Raw genomic sequence first — 19,913 nt, 5'->3', positions numbered from 1 at the left:
CGCCAGTTAGGTCTGAGAAACGTTGGAGCCTTTTAATTTGAACACGCCCTTTGTGTTCAGAGTAAAAGGCGAAGCGACTCGAGGACCTGGGCGCTGGAGCTAGATCAGAAAAGCGCAAGCGCCCGGTAGGTCCGACAAGCGCTGGAGCCTAATGAAACAACACCGAAAGGACAGGGGCAGTTCAATCTCCCCTGTCCTTTCTTATATTATCTTCTAATCCACCATTCACTTAATAAAACAAACAGCAAGACCACAACGCCCGCGAACCAGGGGAACCAATCAGGAACGTATTCCCATCCAAACAATTCTATGCCCCCTATCATTAATAAAGGGAATAAAAAAGAGACTTCACTAAGCCTCTATTTAATCCCAATCCATTTTCATTTTAATGTATCAATTTCCTCAGCAGACACTTTATCCAACAGCTCTGCATAAGCCATTTTAAACTTCTCGTATGTTTCAGGCCCATTTGCCTGTTCATTATTTTGAAAAAGCTGCTCAAACGCATAACCTTTCGCTTCTTCCAATGAACATTCTCTCGCACTCATCACGAGCTCCATATAAGATTTAAAATAGGCTTTACTCAGCGTTCCCGCGTTTTTAGTAATCATTCTTCTCACTCCTTACATCAAGATGTTGCTTGCCCACATTATAGTAGGCTTCTTGATCAGAAAGCAATTTTTAAGGGGTTACTTTATCGCATCCTTTTTCTCAACAAACGGTAAGCGAATCGTGAATGTCGTTTCTGCTTCACTAGAATGACAGTTAATTTCCCCGTGGTGATTCTGAATGATCTTTTGACACACATACAATCCGATGCCCGTGCCAAGTTCTTTTGTCGTATAAAAGGGTTCAAAAATGCGATCCAGGGTTTTGTCTGAAATTTTTGGTCCATTATTTGTGATGCGAATGGTTAACATTCCTTCTGCTTGTTCTCCCGCGATCCGTATTTGGCGAGGAGAGCCTTCAGCTTTAAGAGCATCTAACGAATTCATAAGAATATTCAAGAATACTTGTCGTAGTTTATCTTGCTGTCCATATACAGAAAGATTCGCTGGAAATTCATTAACAATTCGCACATCAATATCGATAATACTCGGATAAATGAAGGCAATAATCGAGTCAAACAGACCCTTAACCTCCAGCCACTCTTCCTGTCCGCTATCAATCTCCTTTTTGGAGACATGCAGAAATTGAGCAATGCGAAAGTTTAGCTGTTGCAGCTCATGATCGATCACTTCAACATATTTCATATCGGGATACTCTCTTTGTAGAAGCTTCACAAATCCTATAATGGCTGTAAGGGGATTCCTGAACTCATGAACGAAACTAGAAGACATCTGGCCCAGGATGGAAAGCTTCTCCTGATGGGTTTCATCTATAAAAGAAATCTTTTCCTGCAATTCATTTTCCTTCAGCTTTGTATATTCGGTTACGGCATGATAAGAAAACAGATCAAATAAATCATTTATGGAGTCAAGAGTGTTCTGAAGATCATTCACATTCACTTTAGAATACGTTATATGCTTCATGAGAACGCTTCTTCCAGCATTCACGTTATAAATAAAATCTCCTATGTTTACATTCGCTTCCGCTCGCTCAACCGCTACTTTGTGCGCAAGTGTCACAATCTTCTCATGAGCAATTGGCTCTTTTATATTTTGTTGAACAAGACGATACATGAGAATACCATTAGCTTCCACTTTATCTCGGTGTATGTCTGTCTTAGAAATCCGTATCTTTTCTTTCCATTTGATAAGATAGCTTTCAAGATTATGATCGAGATAGTCTAGTAGTTGCTCTCGAACAGCCATACTTCCTTCACCCCTTCCTGCCTTAGTCGGTGATTCATGGTTATATTTTCAAGTATAACAGTAAATAGAGGGTATTTTATAGATGCATTGTAGAGAGATAATCTATTATTGGTGGATAAAGATCGTCAATCAATGAAAGAAAATCTCTCTTCTTCTTTCCTATAAAAGTAATTCGAACGATATAAGCCAAAAGTGAATATCTCTACAACTGTCGTAAAACAAGTCGTTAAAAGGTATTCAATGCATGTAGTATTGGTGATTGTCTTACAACTCTCACATGCAAAATAAAGCGCTTTACTGATACTCTTACCTATTCGATTTCTTTGATTACCCTCGCTGGATTCCCACCAACCACGACATTCTCCGGCACATCTTTCACAACTACAGCACCTGAAGCAATAACAGCATTGTTTCCGATTGTAACGCCCGGATTAATGATGGCGCCTCCACCAATCCATACGTTGTCTCCAATGAAAACCGGCTTTCCATATTCTTGACCCGAATTGCGTTCCGTCGGATCTAGCGGATGTGTTGCTGCATATATATGGACACCTGGTGCTAGCATGCAATTGTCACCAAAGCGTATTTCACAAATATCGAGAAACACGCAGTCGAAATTCGCAAAAAAATTCTCTCCTACGTGAATGTTGTAACCATAATCACACTTAAAAGTCGGTTCAATATAGAGATGTTCTTTCGTAGAACCAAAGAACCCCTTCAATAACCGCGTTCTATCTTCTATATCTGTCTCAATTGTTTGATTGAATAACCTAGTTATTTTGCGTGCATGAAGACGATCTTTCTGCAATTGCTCATCCTCTGGTCGATAATATTCTCCCCTGATCATTTTTTCTTTTTCTGACCTCATATAACTCGCTCCTATCTCCTCTAAGAATGGTTATTCACGATAAAACCGTTGTGTTCACAGTCCAATTTTTTAAATAAAATAACATATCCGCCCATAAATCTTCATTCTCTGTGAGAAAATGACCTCCGTTCGGAATGAGGGTCATCTCTATTAAAGGTCCTCGTTTCGCTAGTTTACGAACTTCATTTACAGGTGATAACGTATCTTTCTCTCCGTGCCAAAATCTTAACGGCCCTTTAATCTCGCTAATCTCAAATCCCCAATCTTTCGATAAGAGATTCGTTTCATAGATGACTCCTTCTACACCCTGTCTATAAGCTTCCTTCGCGTGATATAGTCCTGTTTCCACAAGAGCCTCTTCTCTCAAAAAGGCACGGTCCCACTCAGAAAGATGACGATGATTCCCAGCTAACATAGCATTTCGATACTTATGTGGATGACTTTCAAGCATTTTCTTTTGAGCTAAATTCGCTTTCTTAATGAGCCAAGGAAAATACTTTGATAAAAAAAAGGCAATCCGATTTTCTTTCGCCATTTCCTTTGGGGCTCTACCTTTTTTAAATGGCGTAGCTGAAGAAACAAGAGCTGTATTTTGGATTCGTTCAGGCAATGCATAAGCGCATGCCGCAGCGAATGGACCTCCTCCAGAAACACCCAAGACAGAGAAATGCCTTAAACCAATATGCGTAGCGAGCTCCTCTACATCCACAGCCCAATCAAGGATCGTTCTATTTTTTTGAAAATTGGAGAGCCCATAACCCGGTCGATCTGTTGAAATTAAGTAAATCCCCATCGCTCTGGCCAGTTCATCATCTTCTAAAAACCAGATGCGTGACCCTGGTGTTCCATGAAAAAGCATAATCGGTATACCAGTAGGATCGCCATACTTCCAATAGCCAAGTTTTCTTCCATCACTTAAAACCATCGACTTCTCCTGCATAAGCCCCTCCTTGTGGTTGTCCTATCGCAAAATGGATGAGAAGGTGAACAGCAATAACAATTATTTTCTTTCCCACAGTAAAGCTTGCTATCTCCCCTAAATAATAACATTTTTAGTTGGGAATTTGATGAAATTAAAAAGAACGCTCAGAATAGAAGGAAAACACTGAAATTGAAAAGATCATAAATGAATTCTTCTTACCTCTTGACCCTTACGTTGCGTTATCCACTAAAGTTAAATTTGAAAGGGGGACATTTAGCAGATGAAACGAGTAAAAGAAGTAGCGGAATTAACTGGAGTCAGCGTTCGAACCCTTCATTACTACGATGAAATCGGACTTTTAACACCAGCTACTACAGAAGCTGGTTACCGTCTTTATTCGAAGGACGATCTTGAGAAGCTTCAGCAAATTCTCTTTTTTAGAGCACTTGATTTCTCGCTGAAGAAAATCAAAACCATTCTAGAGGAACCTGATTTTGATCGAATGGAAGCGCTCAACTATCAAAAAGAAATTCTGCATGAAAAAAAACAACGTCTGGATAAGATGATCACCATGATTGATAAAACGATCCAAAATGTGAAAGGAGAAAGATCAATGACAGATCAAGAGAGATTTGCTGGATTCGATTTAGCCAGAACCCATATGAACAAGAGGCACGCGAGCGTTATGGAGATGAAGCCATCAATCATTCTAAGCAAAAGATCAACAGCTTATCAAAGGGCGAAAAAAATGCGCTCGGTCACTCATTTGATTCCATTTATAAAAGACTGGCTGATCTTAGAAAGGGTTCACCGGAAGCAGATGAAGCGCAGAAAGCGATTCACGATTGGTATGAATTTCTCAATGGAAATTTCGGATACCATTATACGCTTGAAGCGTTTGAAGGACTTGGTCAAATGTATGTAGACGATGAGCGCTTCACGAAAAATATTGATCAATATGGAGAAGGTCTCGCGCTTTTTATGCGAGATGCTATGAAAGTGTATGCTGATCAACACAAGTAGAAATCACCAAACAGGTGAGCTCAACCTCTTAAGAAGTTGAGCTCTTTTCTTAATCATTCTTTTTTCCTTTAGTAGAACCAAACCCAACCCCAAGGGCGATTCCAACACCAAGTCCAAGTGGAATATTATCCAAGGCGACACCTACTCCTGCTCCAATTGCTATTCCAAGACCAACGCCTAAACCCATCCTGCTTTCACTTTTTGGTTTACTCACAAATATCTCTCCTTATTAAGGGATTGTCTTACTCTTTACGAATGAGCGGGAAAAAGGTTACATCTTTCGGGACAGCCAGACGGTTCCTCTCACAAAAGAAACTCTTCCTATATAGATTAGGAAGAGTTTCTTCTAGAGGGCCATTCTCATTTCTTAGAATAATTTTTGCATAATTTAATTCGCTAGCTATTTGCTTTAATTTTCAGTAGCCACTTTGCTTTTCTGAACTGAATCTTCTTTAGTAGCTTTCGGTTTTCGAATAAACAAAGCTAAAACAAGTCCAATAATAGCTGAAATACCTGCTACGATAAAGGAAACGTTAACGCCATGTACAAGACCCTCAACTCCACGTGATGGCTGAGCTGCCTGAGACATCACAGTTACGAGTAGCGCAGTTCCAACTGCCCCTGAAACTTGACGCATTGTATTGTTCATTGCTGTGCCGTGTGGAATGAGGTGAGCAGGAAGCTGATTTAATCCTGCCGTTGTAACTGGCATCATCACCATCGCTACCCCAAACATTCTGATCGCATTCACAATAGCTAAATAAGCGAACGTCGTTTCTGCTGTTAAATTTGTGAACATAAATGTCGTCACCGTTACGATAATCAAACCAATGATCGCAAGCCACTTTGCTCCAAATTTATCGAATATCCTACCAGTAATCGGGTTCATAAAGCCCATAATCAGAGCCCCTGGCAATAGCATTAATCCTGATTCAAATGCGGTGAATCCAAGCATATTCTGCATAAGAAGCGGCAGAACAGTCGCAGCGCCGATCATGGCAATAAAGACAACCATCCCAAGCACAGTTGTTAATGTGAATAGCTTATATTGAAACACTCTAAATTGAAGCACAGGCTGCTTGAGTTTTAACTGACGTAAGATGAACCAGCACAATGTCACACTACCGATGAGCATGGCGATAAGCACCTGTTCACTTCCCCAACCATTTGTCCCAGCACTACTGAATCCATACAATAATCCACCGAAACCTAACGATGAAAGAACGATCGATAGAATATCTAGCTTCGGATTCGTTTGCTCTGTTACGTTTTTCAAAATCAAATACGCAATAAAGAAGTCAATAATCACGATCGGCAGGATCACATAAAACAAACTTCTCCACGGGTATTGCTCCACAAGCCATCCTGATAAAGTCGGCCCAATCGCTGGTGCAAAGGAAATCACAAGCCCAAACATCCCCATCGCTGTACCCCTTTTTTCAACAGGGAAAATTAAAAAGAGGATCGTTTGCATAAGCGGAATGATAATCCCGGCTCCAGATGCCCGGATGATACGCCCTACCATCAAGAGCGGAAAGTTCGGGGCAACGGCGCAAATAGCTGTACCAACCGCAAATAGCCCCATCGCGGTTAAGAATAGTGTTCTTGTTGTGAATTTACCTATTAGAAAAGCTGTAATTGGAATCATCACGCCATTAACTAGCATGAAAATCGAGGTTAACCACTGGGCTGTACTTGCCTCCAAGTCTAGATCGACCATGATATGTGGCAATGCCGTCGCAAGCAGCGTTTGATTTAGAATCGCTGCAAATGCACCTGACAATAGCACGATTAAGAGCGGTACTTTATTAAAAGAACCGATTCCTTCTGATGATTGTTTAGTGTCGTTCATGTTCTCCCTTCTTTCTCAATGATTCTCTATTTTCCCGATGTCCTTCAGGAAGGTGTTCGAAGTAGACCGGATTGAAGAAGTCTAAGCTCAGTCTGGTATTTTGCCATCGCATCTGGAATCGATAAGTTATTAGAGATACTGTGAATCAAATTATGAAACGTAACGGCTGTTAAAATCTGCATAATATGAAACACCTCTTTCCTACTTGAAACATTTAAGTTCTCATGATCAACGAGGTCATAAATGTCATCATAGCGATGGTTTGTTACATCCTCGGTTAAATACTGCGAGAACGTATTCTCAATCTTATAGTTCATATTAAGCAGTACATTTCGAATAAAGTCCCTCTGACCAGTATCCTCTGAATGCTCTAATGTAGATCTAAAGATCTCACTAATTGCTTTGAAGAGATCTCCTTCAAACTTCTTTAGATTGGCAATTAAATGTTCATGACGTTCTCTTGCATGTTCATTTAATAAATAAAAGAAAGCATCTTCTTTATCCTCAAAATATTGATAAAAGCTCCCTCTTGGTATACCTGCGGTTTTCAAGATATTTGAAATCGATGCATCATAGAGCGATACTCTAGAAAACTCTTTTTTTGCTGCATCAATTAGTATTTGCTTTTTCTCTTCTTTCAAATTAAAAAAGGTTGCTTTTGGCACATTGAATCACCTACCACTAAAATTATGACACCGTGTCATATCGCCAAACCTACTATATGTGACACAGTGTCACATGTCAAGAAAAGTGAACTCCATAAATAAGCAGCACACTCTATTAAATGATAATGTTAGCTTTCAAAAAAAGAGTGGAAACTATTTTTTAGGAATAATGTTATGCAAAGGTGGTTACTGTGATGAACAGAAACATTAGCAAGGGATGGATTTTCTTCTTCGGGGCTCTCGGAGGCTTACTGTACGGATATGACACAGGAGTTATTTCCGGTGCCTTATTATTTATTGAACAAGATATTCCCCTATCCGATTTTCTACAAGGGGTTGTCGTTAGTTCATTATTAGGCGGGGCTATTGTAGGTGCCGGAATGAGTGGGTATGTATCTGATAGATTTGGACGGAGGCGCGTCGTTTTTGCAATCGCACTCATTTACCTGATTGGTTCACTCGTCTTAGCTCTTTCTCCTAACGCAGCCGTTCTCATTATAGGCCGCATCATACTTGGACTTGCTGTTGGTGGTTCGACAGCGATTGTACCAGTCTACTTATCAGAAATGGCTCCAACAAGGTCAAGGGGCGCACTAGCATCGCTTAATCAGTTAATGATCACGATTGGAATTGTGCTCGCTTACCTCATTAACTATGCATTTGCACCAATTGAGGGATGGCGTTGGATGCTTGGTCTTGCTTCCGTTCCAGCGCTCGTATTAATGATCGGTGTTCTCTTTATGCCCGAAAGTCCGCGCTGGCTCATTAAGCGCAACCGTGAAGAAGAGGCCAGAAAAGTGATGGCATTAACGCGAGAACAAAGTGAAATAGATGAAGAAATGAAGCAAATGAAAAAAATTGAGGAAACTGAGGAAAGCACGTGGGATGTACTTAAATCCAAATGGATACGTCCAATGCTTCTTGTCGGAAGCGGTATCGCCATCTTCCAGCAGCTTATTGGTATTAATGCGGTGATCTACTACGCACCAACCATTTTCACTAAAGCTGGTCTTGGAGATTCAGCTTCTATTCTCGGAACGCTTGGAATAGGAATCATGAATGTGTTGATGACGCTTGTAGCCATCGCTACGATTGATAAGCTAGGTCGAAAAAAACTGTTGCTACTAGGAAATATCGGGATGTCGTTAAGCTTAATGATTCTTGCAACGATTCTCTTTACAGCAGAACTTACAACGACAATTGCCTGGCTAACCGTCGTCTTTCTTGGGCTCTTTATCATCTTTTTCTCCGCCACTTGGGGCCCAGTTGTTTGGGTTATGCTACCGGAACTTTTCCCAAATAAAGCCCGTGGTGCAGCGACAGGATTTACAACACTTCTTCTATCAGCATCGAATTTAGTTGTTTCCTTATTCTTTCCTGTTCTACTCTCAGCGCTCGGAACAGCATGGGTATTCGTATTCTTTGCCATTATCGGTGTCTTTGCCTTCTTCTTTGTCATGAAATATGTACCAGAAACAAAAGGAAGAAGCCTTGAAGATATTGAAAATGACCTCCGAGGAAAAGCATCAACGTAATACAAGCATACAGAACCCGCTCATCCACATTGGATCAGCGGGTCTTCTTTTTGAGCAACGTCTCCGTTATATCCGCTCACCATTCTTAAGCTTTTTAATTAATTCGGTAAGATCAGATTTTTGAATACGCCAGTGACTGCCAATCTTAAACGCCGGGATTTTGCCATCCTGAACTAATTTATATGTGGTCATCTCACTAATTTGAAAATATTTCGCCACTTGAGAGATCGTCATAATATCATGATGCTCATTATCCTGACTCATGTTATCGCTCCTTATCAATCTATCACCCTATTCTAACAAAGTTCTTCCACTTATGGACCCAAACTCTATTAATACGATAACTCATTATAACAGGTTATATCAAATTAGGTTAAATTAGATCAAAAGATGAATGAATCATCTGCTTTTAGTGTTCTACTATTAAATTATCAAAATTAAACGCACGCGTATTCGAGAGTAAATAAGAGTAAATTAAATTTTTTACCGTATGATTTTCGCTTACATCCTCATTTCCATTTTCATAGATTCTATGCTAAACTTCATCTTGTTGTAAACGGACCCGACTTCTATGAGAGTTAGGAGTCATCACAATACTAGATTTAGAAAGAGGTGCAACATTGAACTTATCTTCTATTAAACAAGATTGGTTTGGCAATGTGAAAAACGATACCCTCGCCGGAATCGTTGTCGCACTTGCCTTAATACCAGAAGCGATTGCCTTTTCCATTATCGCAGGCGTAGATCCGATGGTTGGATTATATGCGAGCTTTTGTATCGCCGTAGTAATTTCATTTGTTGGTGGTAGACCAGGAATGATTTCTGCAGCAACAGGAGCCATGGCGCTTCTAATGGTGACGCTTGTAGCGGATCATGGACTACAATATTTACTTGCAGCAACGATCTTAACAGGGGTTATTCAATTCTTCCTTGGCGTGTTTAAGCTTGCTCGCTTTATGAAGTTCGTACCACGCTCCGTTATGATTGGGTTTGTGAACTCACTTGCGATTTTGATTTTCACTTCTCAACTGCCGCATTTCGTTGGTGAATCATGGCCAATGTACTTGATGGTAGCAGGTGCTCTTGCAATTATTTATATCGTTCCACGATTCACGAAAGCTGTTCCATCACCACTCATTGCGATCGTTGTGATTACAATTGTTGCGATTACAACTAGTAGTGGCGTTCGAACGGTTGGGGATATGGGTGAATTAACGCAAGCATTACCATTATTCCTAATTCCAAGTATTCCATTGAACTTTGAAACATTAGCGATTATTTTCCCATATTCAATGGCTCTAGCAGTTGTTGGTTTACTTGAGACATTCTTAACAGCACAAATCGTTGATGATTTAACAGATACAGATAGCAATAAGAATAAAGAAGCAAAAGGTCAGGGCATGGCGAACGTTGTAGCCGGATTTTTCGGAGGAATGGCTGGTTGTGCGATGATTGGACAATCCGTTATTAACGTGAAATCAGGTGGACGTGGACGCTTATCCACTTTCGTTGCCGGCGTTTTCTTAATGATTCTGATCTTAGTATTAAACGATTTACTCGTTAAAATACCTATGGCAGCTCTAGTTGGCGTTATGATTATGGTATCCATTGGAACATTCGATTGGTCATCCATTAAAAATCTTCATAAAATGCCGCGATCTGACGCAGCCGTGATGGTCGTTACCGTCATTACTGTTGTCACAACGCATGATTTATCAAAAGGTGTACTTGCCGGTGTTATTCTAAGTGCTTTATTCTTCGCTTCTAAGATTTCAAAAGTACGCGTAGAAGAAAAGATCGACGAATACGCGGAGAAAAAGATTTACCACATTCATGGTCAGCTGTTCTTTGCTTCTGTTACTGACTTTGTGAATAGCTTTAATTATAAAGAAGAAGGTATTAAAACGGTCGAGATTGATTTATCAGATGCTCACGTTTGGGATGACTCAGGTGTTGGCGCCGTTGATAAAGCCATCATGAAATTTAGACAAAACGAGATCGATGTGAAAGTGACTGGTGTTAACCAGGAAAGTTCACAGCTTATCGACCGCTTAGCTGTTTATAATAAATAAGCGCAAGAAAAAAGCCACTGCTGTGGCTTTTTTTCTATGTTATGCGTTTGTATAGATCATAACGAAATGTAAGACAGCACCTTCGCTGTGAAGATTTAAGTAACCATGCTTCTGATCCGCTCTAAACTTAATCGAATCATACGTATTTAATTCATATGTTTGTTCCTGAACTTGTACAGTTGCCTTTCCTTCCATCACTGTTACATACTCAATGACCCCTTCTTGATGAGCATCTGCGTAATACTCTCCCATAGGTTCTAAAAAGGCACGGTGCGTTTCAAGAGAGCCATAGCCACTATCTGTAAACATGGGTTCTAACGTTAAAGCTTCATTTGAACTCAAAACTTTATTGCCCTCATTTTTCCTTGAAATGACGACTTCTTCCTTTTCTGCTAGTAGACTTGAGATCGGGATGGAAAGACCATTCGCTATTTTCCATATCACCGTTAAAGAAGGATTCGCCTCTCCTCTCTCAATTTTACCTAACGTAAGCTTACTGACCTCTGTTAACGTTGCTAGATCCTGCAAGCTTATCTCACGTTTTTTTCGAATGGCTCTTAACGTCATACCAACCTGCTGAGCAAGCTTTTCTGCAGCTGTTATCTTTTTTTCATCCACTAATAAATCCTCTCCATTATCTTTCTCTTGTATATTTCTACCACACCCTATAGTATATTATAATATACACAAAGCATAATATACTACACTTAACAAAGGGCGTGTTTAAGTAATATGAGGGAAATTGCGATCGGTATTCTCGCCTCAATGTTTTTTTGCAGTTACATTTATTTTGAATCGTTCAATGGAGTTAGCCGGAGGAAGCTGGATGTGGAGCTCCTCCCTCCGCTTCCTTTTCATGATTCCTTTTCTTCTATTAATTGTACTCGTTAGACGGAATATGAAACAAGTTTTTATTGAAATGCGAAGGAACCCTTTTCAGTGGTTACTCTGGAGTTTTGTTGGATTCGTTTTATTTTATGCCCCTTTAACCTATGCTGCCGCTTATGGCACAGGGTGGCTAGTGGCAGGAACATGGCAAATGACGATCGTAGGGGGAATTCTCGTAGCTCCTCTTTTTTACTCAACCGTTCAAACGTCTAATGGACCGGTAAAAAAACGGCACCGCATTCAAAAAAAGCCCTCCTTATTTCCATCGTGATTCTTGCTGGCGTCATGTTAATTCAGTGGCAAAAAGCAAATGAAATGACTGTAAACGAAGTGATGGTTGGCGTTCTTCCTGTCCTTTTTGCGGCAATTGCTTATCCACTCGGAAACCGAAAGATGATGGAGCTTTGTGATGGACGACTCGATACCTTTCAACGAGTGTTAGGCATGACGCTTGGGAGCACTCCGTTCTGGATTATTTTAAGTGTTATCGCCTGGAATAAGGTTGGCATTCCTTCAGGAGAACAGCTCACTCAATCGCTGATCGTTGCTGTCTGTTCAGGCGTTATTGCCACAACATTATTTTTTATCGCAACAGACTGCGTGAGACTTCACCAGGGAAAGCTTGCCTCTGTTGAAGCGACTCAGTCAACTCAGGTATTGTTTGTGATCGCAGGAGAGGGACTGCTTCTATCGAGCCCACTTCCTACCGACATCGCATGGGTTGGCATTGCCCTCATTATTGTCGGCATCGTTCTTCATAGCTTTAATGTTAAAAAGCTGAACGTATCCAGCACTCCCGATCATCGACAAGTAGATCAACAGAAAACGGTTTAGAAAAGCTTCCTACTAAAATAAAATGACCAGTCATTTCCTAATGATTGGTCATTTTATGAAGTGTCATGTACTTTTTCTCTTCAAACTCTCTATCCCTTTATGATCGTCTTAGGTAATTGCTTCCGAAGACTCATCATCACGATAAGCCCAACGACGCTAATTACATAAGCCCCCATCTCCCATGCAAAACCTTCCAAATGAAGCAAACTAAACAGCAGCTGAGCTCCAAAAAGAATCAGCATTAAGACAAGACTCGATAACAAACCAATAAGAGAATTAAAATTAGCAATTAGACCAATTATAATGATACCGCCTACAGTTAAAGCAACTGGTTGACTGAGAAACAATACGTCTCTCCCAAATTCTATGTGAAGAACCGTAACCCCTACGGTGAAAATCATCGGGACCATAACGATGCCATAAACAATCAGAAAGCTCTTTACACCTGTATGGAAAGAACTCATCCGAAGGGCCCCTATAAGAGCAACCAACCATACAATCGTTGAAATAGGATAACCGATGATTTCAATGAAAGAAAATGATGTATTCCCATCTATAAACTGTGATACTAAAAAGATACCAAAAACTCCTGCAATCATACGCGCAATTAATTTCCGATTATCATGTGGCGACTGATCCATCGAATCAATCAATTCTTTTGCGTAAGCTTTCGGATCCTTTCCAAAGATATCTTTCGCTGTCTTTCCGTCGCGTTCCCCCTCCATCAAGTGATCTTCTGCTTCCATTAAGAAGCGATCGATTTCCTCTTCATCTACTCCTTTCGTAATCAGATAAACACGCATATCTTGAATAAATTTCTCGCTTTCTTTCGTCATCTCCTCATTCACTCTCCTTGTTTAAAATCTGATTGACCGTTGTGCTTAAATGAATCCACCGTTTCTGAAAACTTTTCAATTCTTCTTCTCCCTTTTTCGTTAACGCGTAGTACTTTCGTTTCGGTCCTGCTGTTGATTTCTTTAACGTTGACTGTATGAGCTGATCTTTCTGTAAACGGATAAGGATAGGGTAAATTGTCCCTTCACTAAATGCTTCAAAGCCATAATGATCAAGCTTTGAGGCAAGCTCATATCCGTATACTTCTCCTTCACTAATAATCGATAAAATACAGCCATCAATGATTCCTTTTAACATTTGAGTTGTTTGCATGTGCTTCACCAATCTTTCCAATCTATAACTCTTGTTATACAAGAGTTATAGAAATCACCCAGCTATCTTGCAAAGCAAGGTATATACGTAGTATATGCTAAGCTATCTTGTATGACAAGAGTTATATTCATATTTTTACCAAAATAGAAAAAACGCCCCAGTAATGCTTAGGGGCGCTCGTTTTTTAATGTAGCGTAACTTTCACAAGTTCAATCAAAACCTCTTCTGCAGAACGAACCGGTTCTCCCCCGCCTTGCGCAAAGTCTTTCTTTCCTCCACCTTTTCCATTAATGAATGGAAGAACTTCTTTTAAAGAAAGGTTCATATCATAAGATAAAGCTTCTCCTCTTCCACAAACAATTTGCAGCTTATCTTCTGCCTCACTTATGAAAAAGACGATCACATGTGGATCTTCTTTCAGCACCATCTTCGCTAGCTTTTGCAGTTCTTTCATTCCATGTTGTTTGGAAATCATCTGCACGACTTTTTGGTCATGAATGGTATCAGCACCATGAAGTAATTCCTTTCCTTCATAAGAAAGTAGTTTTTCATTTAGCTCTTCAATCGTTTTTTCATATTCTTTCGACTGAAGGAGCACTCGTTCTGCCGCTTCTACTAAATCTGATTGAGGAACGCTAAGAGCGTTCGTGAGTCCAAGGATGATACCCTGTTTCTTCCGAAGTTCATCAGTTACTCGCTCGCCACAGACAAAATGGATGCGCGTTTGTTTTTTTGCTTTTCTATTTTCAAAATAGATACTGCCTGTACCTGGCCTGTCGAAGAAGGGTGTGTCCCTCCGCATCCGCTATAGTCTACGTCTGGAATCATTACAAGACGGATGTCTTCCGAGACGGCTAGCTGCTTTCGAAGGGTATAATTCGCCAGCTCCTCTTCGCTTACCCACTTCGTTTCAATCGGCAAGTTCTGCTGAACAACGTTATTCGCAAATTTTTCAGCTGCTCTAACTTCATCATCATCAAGAGTGGCAACGTTAAGGTCGATCGTACAAACTTCCTGACCTAGATGAAAGCTCACCGTACTATATCCAAGTTGGTCTTCAAAAGCTGCCGAAAGGATGTGCTGCCCTGTATGCTGTTGCATGTGATCAAACCTTCGAGGCCAGTTGATATCTCCGTGAATATGTTCTGCCTCAGGAAGCTTGCCGTCAACATAGTGACGGACTTCTCCATCTACCTCTTCTACATCAAGAACCTGTACACCATTAATCGTTCCACTATCATATGGCTGACCTCCACCAGTTGGATAAAAAGCCGTTTGATCTAGAACAACGTAAGAGCGATTCGCATCATCTGTGAACTGTTCCCACTTTTCAGCGGTAAAGGTTGTTATGTATGGGTCTTGATAGAATAATTTAGTCGTCATTGCATTTCACTTCTTTCTGTACTAGTAAATAAGTTACTATTGATTAGCTTATCATTTATCAAATTTGAGAGCCGCTGTATCAATCTCGTTAAAAAAGTTATTTGAAATAGCGCGGAATGAATGAAGTTTTCGTAGAAAAATCGAATATAAGTTTGAACCGTTTACCTCATCAGTTTTTGAAGCCCGGCATTCCGTTCTTGGCGCACTTCCTCCGAAGCGAGATCATATTTCTTCAACAGGTGAAACAGTTCGTTCAATGTTTCTTGTGTAATTGTTTGTTGTAAGAAGCGATATGTATCCTGCACAAGTTCATCTGGCATATAAGGTGACTGGGTCTCAAGCTTTGTCATAACGTCTCCGTACGAGTGATCGATTGTACATTTCCCCACTTGCCTTCACTCCTCTCTTCTTATACTACTAGTTTAGCACGATTCATTCACGCGGTAGTCCATTCAAGTAAAAAAGAACAGACGGTTTGTCTGTTCTTTACGTTTATACAGCTTTATCTTTTGGCTTTTGTTCTTCTAATCCTCCAACTTCTTCTGACTCATCAAACTTCTCGAATTTCTTAGGATTACGAATGATTTTCATAAGAGAACCGAGAACGAATAGGGATAAGAATAGAGCCGGAACACCACCGAGATTGGCTAACATTTTAATTCCATCTATATTCGCATAGCTGATCATAATCCACGCTACTAGCGTTACTGTGATCCCCCAAACAACTTTTATGAGCACGCTTGGTTCAGGACTACTAGGTGTAATTCCTGTTGAAGAAATACCTCCCATGGCTGCAAGGTTTGAATCAGCTGCAGTAACAAAGGATATAAAGACGATAAACACATAAATCGGAATCACAATTGCAGCAAGTGGTAGAGCATCAAATACCGCATAGAGAGCAGCCTCTGCACCTACTGTATTCATGATATTAGCAAGTCCAGCACCCGTCATCTCCATGTTAATTGCTGTTCCACTAAAGATCGTCATCCATAATCCTCCGAAAAATGCCGGTAGAACAAAATTGACGATAATCATGTGTTTCACTTTGTAGCCAAATGAAATTCTTCCAAGGAATAAAGCCGTAATCGCTGCCCACGAGAACCAGCTTGCCCAGTAGAACGTCGTCCACGATTGTGGCCATGGATCGCCAGCAGATGCACCCGTGAAAAGACTTTTGTTAAAGAAATTCGTAAAATAATTCCCCGCTGATTCTGTTCCTAAATTTAATAAGTAAGAAGTTGGTCCCACGATAAACATAAAGATGATAATACCTATAAAAAGTCTCATATTGATATTGGAAAGAACTCGAATCCCTTTCATTAAACCTGTAGACGCTGAAATTATAAACGTTACCATTAAAGCAATGGCAATCGCAACCCATAAGGTTGGCGAACTCGCAATTCCACTAATGTAGTTAACGCCACCGCCAAGGTTTAATAAGCTCGTTCCCATCGATGCCGCCATCCCAAGAGCAAGAGTGTAAAGGCAAAGAGCATCAATCACATTCGCCCATTTACCCGAAATGCGATTACCGAATAGGGGAGCTAATGTTGAACTTAAGCTAAAAGGCTTTCTCATATTATAATAAGCAAATGCAAAGACGATCGCTGGTAAGCAGTAAATCGCATATGGTGTAATCGTCCAATGCAAGTACATTGTAGAAAGTGAGAAGATGGCTGCTTCCGGACTATTCGGATCAATGCCAAGCGATTCTGGAGGTGCCGATACATGGTATAGCGGCTCAACAATTCCCCAAAACGTCAGACCTGCCGCAATCGTAGTCGTTAAGGTGATGGCAAACCAAGTCATTGGTTTCAACATCGGCTTCGCTTTGTCTCCGCCAATTCGGATATTTCCTAGTGGTGAGAAGTATACAGCAACACAGGCTACGACCATTAATAACCCTGCGATACTAAATAGCCAGCCAAGATTGGCAATCACCCAGTTGTTCATATTAGTGGCCGTCGAAATAAAGGCCTCTTTATTTGTAAAACTAACAATGGCAGCTGCAAGTAATAGAAGAAACGGTGGCCAAAAAACCGGATGCTTAAAACTTTTCATAACATGAACCCCTCCCATGAGATTATTCAATTAACCGTTACCGCAAGTAAAACTGTTGTTTCTTGACTGCATCCACCTTTTTTTGATATTTCTCTTTGGACGAGTCCGCATTGTAATCGAACGGCCTTTTACACCTTAAATCAATTCTGTATAACGTTCTGCATTGATCACCGGTTCTCTTTGAAAATCAATCACAGATCGACCTACATTCACGCAGTTGCAATCATGAAATGAGTCAAAGGCCTGGTTGATTTCATCCAAGGAAACGCGATTAATCACAAGTTCATCAAGTATAAACTTACCATCGAGGTAAAGCTCAGCAATTTTAGGAAAATCACGATATGGCTGGGTATCTCCGTAGAAGCTTCCTTTGATCACTTTTCCAACTCGGTGAAAACCACCCGCAGGCAGACTAAGTGACATTTCAGGATGAAAGGCACCAACAACTACAATCGTTCCACCTTTACGAGTTGCATTCCAGGCGTTAGCGGTAGCAGCTGTATGTCCTGAGCAGTCGATCGCATAATGAACACCAAATCCGTTCGTTATCGCACGAATCATTTCAGGTGCATCCCCCTCGCTCACGTTCACAGTATGTGTAGCCCCAAATTGCTTCGCGATTTCAAGGTTCGCTGGCTTCATATCACAGGCAATGATTTTCGAAGCACCGGCGATTCTCGCACCTTGAATCGCATTCACCCCTACACCTCCGATGCCAAACACAGCAACGGTTGAACCGGGAGTTACTTTAGCGGCATTGACCGCTGCGCCATAGCCAGTGGCAACGCCACATCCGATCAGCGATGCTTGAGCGAGCGGCATCGCATCTGGTAATTTCACACAAGACATATCAGGAACGACGGCATATTCAGCAAATGTCGAAAGAAGAGAATTATGAAAAAGCGGAAGACCATCCTTACTAAGTCGAGAAGTTCCATCGAGAAGCGTACCGTTAAACATTGGGCCAAAGGCTGACTCACAAAGATGAATAGCACCAGTGACACAAAACTCACACGTCCCGCAGTAGGGAACCCAGCTTAGCGCTACTTTGTCACCAGGTTTAACCGTCTTGACGTTAGGACCTACCTCAACAACTGTACCAGCGCCTTCATGACCAAGAATGGTTGGGAACGGGGTCGATGGATCTTGTACGGCGTTGAGGTCACTATGACAGACCCCAGTCGCCGCAATTTTTACAAGGACTTCATTTGCTTTCGGTGAAGCTAACTCCACTTCTTGAATTTCAAGTGGTGCACCTAGACCCGTCATTACAGCCGCTTTCATTTTCATACTCTTTCCTCCGCTCTTTTAGTAAGCAACCCAGATTGCTTTTGTTTTTGTATACGATTGAAGCGAGTGCACGGCATATTCTTTGCCCCAACCACTTTGTTTCCAGCCTCCAAATGGACTAGCAAAGTCGTAGCAGCCATATTTGTTTACGAATACCATACCAGCTTCAAGCTTTTTCGCTACGCGATGCGCTCGAGAGACATCATTCGTCCATAGACCAGCAGCAAGACCATAAATCGTATCATTCGCCATTCGAATAACCTCTTCTTCCGAATCGAATGGCAGGATGCAAAGGACAGGTCCAAATATCTCTTCCTGTGCTATCGTCATACCGTTTGTCACGTCAGCGAAAATAGTTGGCTTAATATAAAATCCATTCGCTTTCTCACCCTCAATATCACGCTCTCCTCCGGCGACAAGCCGTGCCCCATCTTGTTTTCCACTTTCAATGTAATGAAGAATACTGTTCATATGAGCCTCTGAAACCTGTGGTCCCTGGTCACTTTCAGGATCAAATGGATCACCACACTTGTATACGCTTGCATATTCACCGATTTTTTCAACTACCTCATCATAAACTGGGCGCTCGACAAAAAGTCGTGTTGGTGCAGAACACTTCTCGCCTTTATGGGTAAACAACCCATAGAATGAACGTTCAATCGCCCCTTCAAGATTTGGTGCGTCTGCAAAAATAATATTTGGTGACTTGCCTCCTAGCTCTAGTGTGACTGGCTTCAAGTTCGAATCAGCTGAGTCGTGAACGAGCTTTTTCCCAACTTCCGTGCTTCCTGTAAAGGAAATTTTATCAACGTCCATGCGCGTGCTAATGTAAGACCCAATCGAGCCTTTACCAAGAATTAAATTTAGAACGCCTGGCGGTAATAGCTTCGCTTCATGAATGATTTCAACAAGACGAATCGCTGAGTACGATGTCGTACTAGAAGGCTTCAAAACAACCGTATTCCCCATCGCAAGCGCTGGCGATAGCTTCCATACAGCCATACCAATTGGAAAATTAAATGGAACAATTTGACCACAAACGCCGATCGGATCTCGCGTTGTATAGCTTAAGAAATTCCCTTCCACCGGATTGTTTTCTCCATAATACTCATCCGTCCATCCCGCGTAATATTGGAAGAGATCTGATGCTTCTTGAACATCATCGTTATAAGCTTCCGTATAAAGCTTTCCATTATCTAGAGTCTCAAGCGTTGCTAACTCATCCTGGTGTTCAATAATAAGAGAACTAATCTCGCGTAGAATCCTTGCTCTTTCTTTTCGCGTTGTTTCTTTCCATGTGCCATGATCGAACGCCTCTCTAGCTGCCGAAACGGCTTGATCGACGTCTTCTTTTTTGGCGCTATGGATTGAACCAGTTCGTTTTCCAGTCGCAGGATTAATGGATTCAATCGTTTCTCCGCTACTGCTTTCCACCCACTGTCCATTTATATAAAGCTTTTTTGGTTTCTCGAGCCATTGACTCGCCCACTCTAACTTTGGCTGCTTAATGCCTTCAAATTTCGTTTGAATGTTTTTCAT

The 19,913-nt window shown here is 41.1% G+C and carries 19 protein-coding genes and 2 pseudogenes; 4 read left to right on the top strand and 17 right to left on the bottom strand.

The features are described from left to right. Positions 1 to 380: 380 nt before the first annotated feature. The 4 genes from ACIFPW_RS01085 to ACIFPW_RS01070 all read right to left on the bottom strand — a co-directional run bounded on the left by ACIFPW_RS01085 (position 381) and on the right by ACIFPW_RS01070 (position 3,622). Positions 381 to 611, bottom strand: coding sequence for a hypothetical protein (locus ACIFPW_RS01085; RefSeq protein ID WP_430241376.1), 231 nt, complete (start codon positions 609 to 611; stop codon positions 381 to 383). Positions 612 to 689: 78 nt separating this feature from the next. Continuing rightward, on the bottom strand, positions 690 to 1,814 hold the full coding sequence (locus tag ACIFPW_RS01080) for a histidine kinase N-terminal domain-containing protein (protein WP_430241374.1): 1,125 nt from the start codon (positions 1,812 to 1,814) through the stop codon (positions 690 to 692). A 310-nt stretch (positions 1,815 to 2,124) separates the two neighbouring features. Then, positions 2,125 to 2,682 carry a maltose acetyltransferase domain-containing protein gene (locus tag ACIFPW_RS01075; RefSeq protein ID WP_430241373.1) on the bottom strand — a complete coding sequence of 186 codons (558 nt, stop codon included), beginning with the start codon at positions 2,680 to 2,682 and terminating at the stop codon, positions 2,125 to 2,127. A 34-nt stretch (positions 2,683 to 2,716) separates the two neighbouring features. Continuing rightward, positions 2,717 to 3,622: an alpha/beta fold hydrolase gene (locus ACIFPW_RS01070; RefSeq protein WP_430241372.1), complete on the bottom strand. Its 906-nt coding sequence runs from the start codon at positions 3,620 to 3,622 to the stop codon at positions 2,717 to 2,719. Positions 3,623 to 3,884: 262 nt separating this feature from the next. Between ACIFPW_RS01070 and ACIFPW_RS01065 the strand changes: the two are divergent. Next, positions 3,885 to 4,627 (top strand): annotated as a pseudogene (locus ACIFPW_RS01065) (MerR family transcriptional regulator). Between the two features lie 49 nt (positions 4,628 to 4,676). On the opposite strand, the gene ACIFPW_RS01060 reads toward ACIFPW_RS01065, so the two are convergent. The 3 genes from ACIFPW_RS01060 to ACIFPW_RS01050 form a co-directional block, all read right to left on the bottom strand. Next, entirely contained in the window at positions 4,677 to 4,841 is a 165-nt protein-coding gene (locus ACIFPW_RS01060) for a hypothetical protein (RefSeq protein ID WP_430241371.1), read from the bottom strand. A 195-nt stretch (positions 4,842 to 5,036) separates the two neighbouring features. Next, a complete protein-coding gene (locus tag ACIFPW_RS01055; RefSeq protein WP_430241370.1) occupies positions 5,037 to 6,479 on the bottom strand; it encodes a DHA2 family efflux MFS transporter permease subunit in 1,443 nt (480 codons plus the stop codon). 44 nt (positions 6,480 to 6,523) lie between these two features. After that, complete coding sequence (locus ACIFPW_RS01050) at positions 6,524 to 7,144, bottom strand: TetR/AcrR family transcriptional regulator (RefSeq protein ID WP_194220975.1); 621 nt, start codon at positions 7,142 to 7,144, stop codon at positions 6,524 to 6,526. Between the two features lie 194 nt (positions 7,145 to 7,338). Here ACIFPW_RS01050 and ACIFPW_RS01045 point away from each other — a divergent pair, with 194 nt between their 5' ends. Continuing rightward, positions 7,339 to 8,679 carry a sugar porter family MFS transporter gene (locus ACIFPW_RS01045; protein WP_430241368.1) on the top strand — a complete coding sequence of 447 codons (1,341 nt, stop codon included), beginning with the start codon at positions 7,339 to 7,341 and terminating at the stop codon, positions 8,677 to 8,679. Positions 8,680 to 8,745: 66 nt separating this feature from the next. On the opposite strand, the gene ACIFPW_RS01040 is transcribed toward ACIFPW_RS01045, so the two are convergent. Beyond that, positions 8,746 to 8,943, bottom strand: coding sequence for a helix-turn-helix domain-containing protein (locus ACIFPW_RS01040; RefSeq protein WP_098442909.1), 198 nt, complete (start codon positions 8,941 to 8,943; stop codon positions 8,746 to 8,748). A gap of 356 nt (positions 8,944 to 9,299) precedes the next feature. On the opposite strand from ACIFPW_RS01040, the gene ACIFPW_RS01035 reads away from it, so the two are divergent. Next, positions 9,300 to 10,751 (top strand): SulP family inorganic anion transporter, encoded by a 1,452-nt coding sequence (locus tag ACIFPW_RS01035; RefSeq protein WP_283152483.1) that lies wholly within the window; start codon positions 9,300 to 9,302, stop codon positions 10,749 to 10,751. A 39-nt stretch (positions 10,752 to 10,790) separates the two neighbouring features. Here the strand turns inward: ACIFPW_RS01035 and ACIFPW_RS01030 are convergent, their stop codons facing one another. Then, complete coding sequence (locus ACIFPW_RS01030; protein ID WP_430241383.1) at positions 10,791 to 11,318, bottom strand: helix-turn-helix domain-containing protein; 528 nt, start codon at positions 11,316 to 11,318, stop codon at positions 10,791 to 10,793. Between the two features lie 165 nt (positions 11,319 to 11,483). Here ACIFPW_RS01030 and ACIFPW_RS01025 point away from each other — a divergent pair. Next, positions 11,484 to 12,473, top strand: a pseudogene (locus tag ACIFPW_RS01025) (DMT family transporter). Positions 12,474 to 12,562: 89 nt separating this feature from the next. Here the strand turns inward: ACIFPW_RS01025 and ACIFPW_RS01020 are convergent. The 8 genes from ACIFPW_RS01020 to ACIFPW_RS00985 form a co-directional block, all read right to left on the bottom strand. Next, positions 12,563 to 13,309 carry an HAAS domain-containing protein gene (locus tag ACIFPW_RS01020; RefSeq protein ID WP_430241366.1) on the bottom strand — a complete coding sequence of 249 codons (747 nt, stop codon included), beginning with the start codon at positions 13,307 to 13,309 and terminating at the stop codon, positions 12,563 to 12,565. A gap of 4 nt (positions 13,310 to 13,313) precedes the next feature. Beyond that, a complete protein-coding gene (locus ACIFPW_RS01015; RefSeq protein ID WP_430241381.1) occupies positions 13,314 to 13,640 on the bottom strand; it encodes a PadR family transcriptional regulator in 327 nt (108 codons plus the stop codon). Between the two features lie 184 nt (positions 13,641 to 13,824). Continuing rightward, positions 13,825 to 14,238 (bottom strand): DHHA1 domain-containing protein, encoded by a 414-nt coding sequence (locus tag ACIFPW_RS01010; RefSeq protein WP_430241364.1) that lies wholly within the window; start codon positions 14,236 to 14,238, stop codon positions 13,825 to 13,827. A 92-nt stretch (positions 14,239 to 14,330) separates the two neighbouring features. Beyond that, positions 14,331 to 15,023: an alanyl-tRNA editing protein gene (locus tag ACIFPW_RS01005; protein ID WP_430241363.1), complete on the bottom strand. Its 693-nt coding sequence runs from the start codon at positions 15,021 to 15,023 to the stop codon at positions 14,331 to 14,333. A gap of 161 nt (positions 15,024 to 15,184) precedes the next feature. Further along, positions 15,185 to 15,412: a hypothetical protein gene (locus ACIFPW_RS01000; protein WP_430241361.1), complete on the bottom strand. Its 228-nt coding sequence runs from the start codon at positions 15,410 to 15,412 to the stop codon at positions 15,185 to 15,187. Positions 15,413 to 15,515: 103 nt separating this feature from the next. Further along, entirely contained in the window at positions 15,516 to 17,084 is a 1,569-nt protein-coding gene (locus ACIFPW_RS00995; protein WP_430241360.1) for a BCCT family transporter, read from the bottom strand. Positions 17,085 to 17,219: 135 nt separating this feature from the next. After that, on the bottom strand, positions 17,220 to 18,374 hold the full coding sequence (locus tag ACIFPW_RS00990) for a Zn-dependent alcohol dehydrogenase (RefSeq protein ID WP_430241358.1): 1,155 nt from the start codon (positions 18,372 to 18,374) through the stop codon (positions 17,220 to 17,222). A gap of 18 nt (positions 18,375 to 18,392) precedes the next feature. After that, a complete protein-coding gene (locus ACIFPW_RS00985; protein WP_430241356.1) occupies positions 18,393 to 19,913 on the bottom strand; it encodes an aldehyde dehydrogenase family protein in 1,521 nt (506 codons plus the stop codon).

The organism is Pseudalkalibacillus sp. NRS-1564, from assembly GCF_050467905.1.
Lineage (GTDB): Bacteria > Bacillota > Bacilli > Bacillales > Guptibacillaceae > Guptibacillus > Guptibacillus hwajinpoensis_B.
Note: the sequence above shows the minus strand (reverse complement) of the source record. Positions and strands in the feature narration are given on the sequence as shown.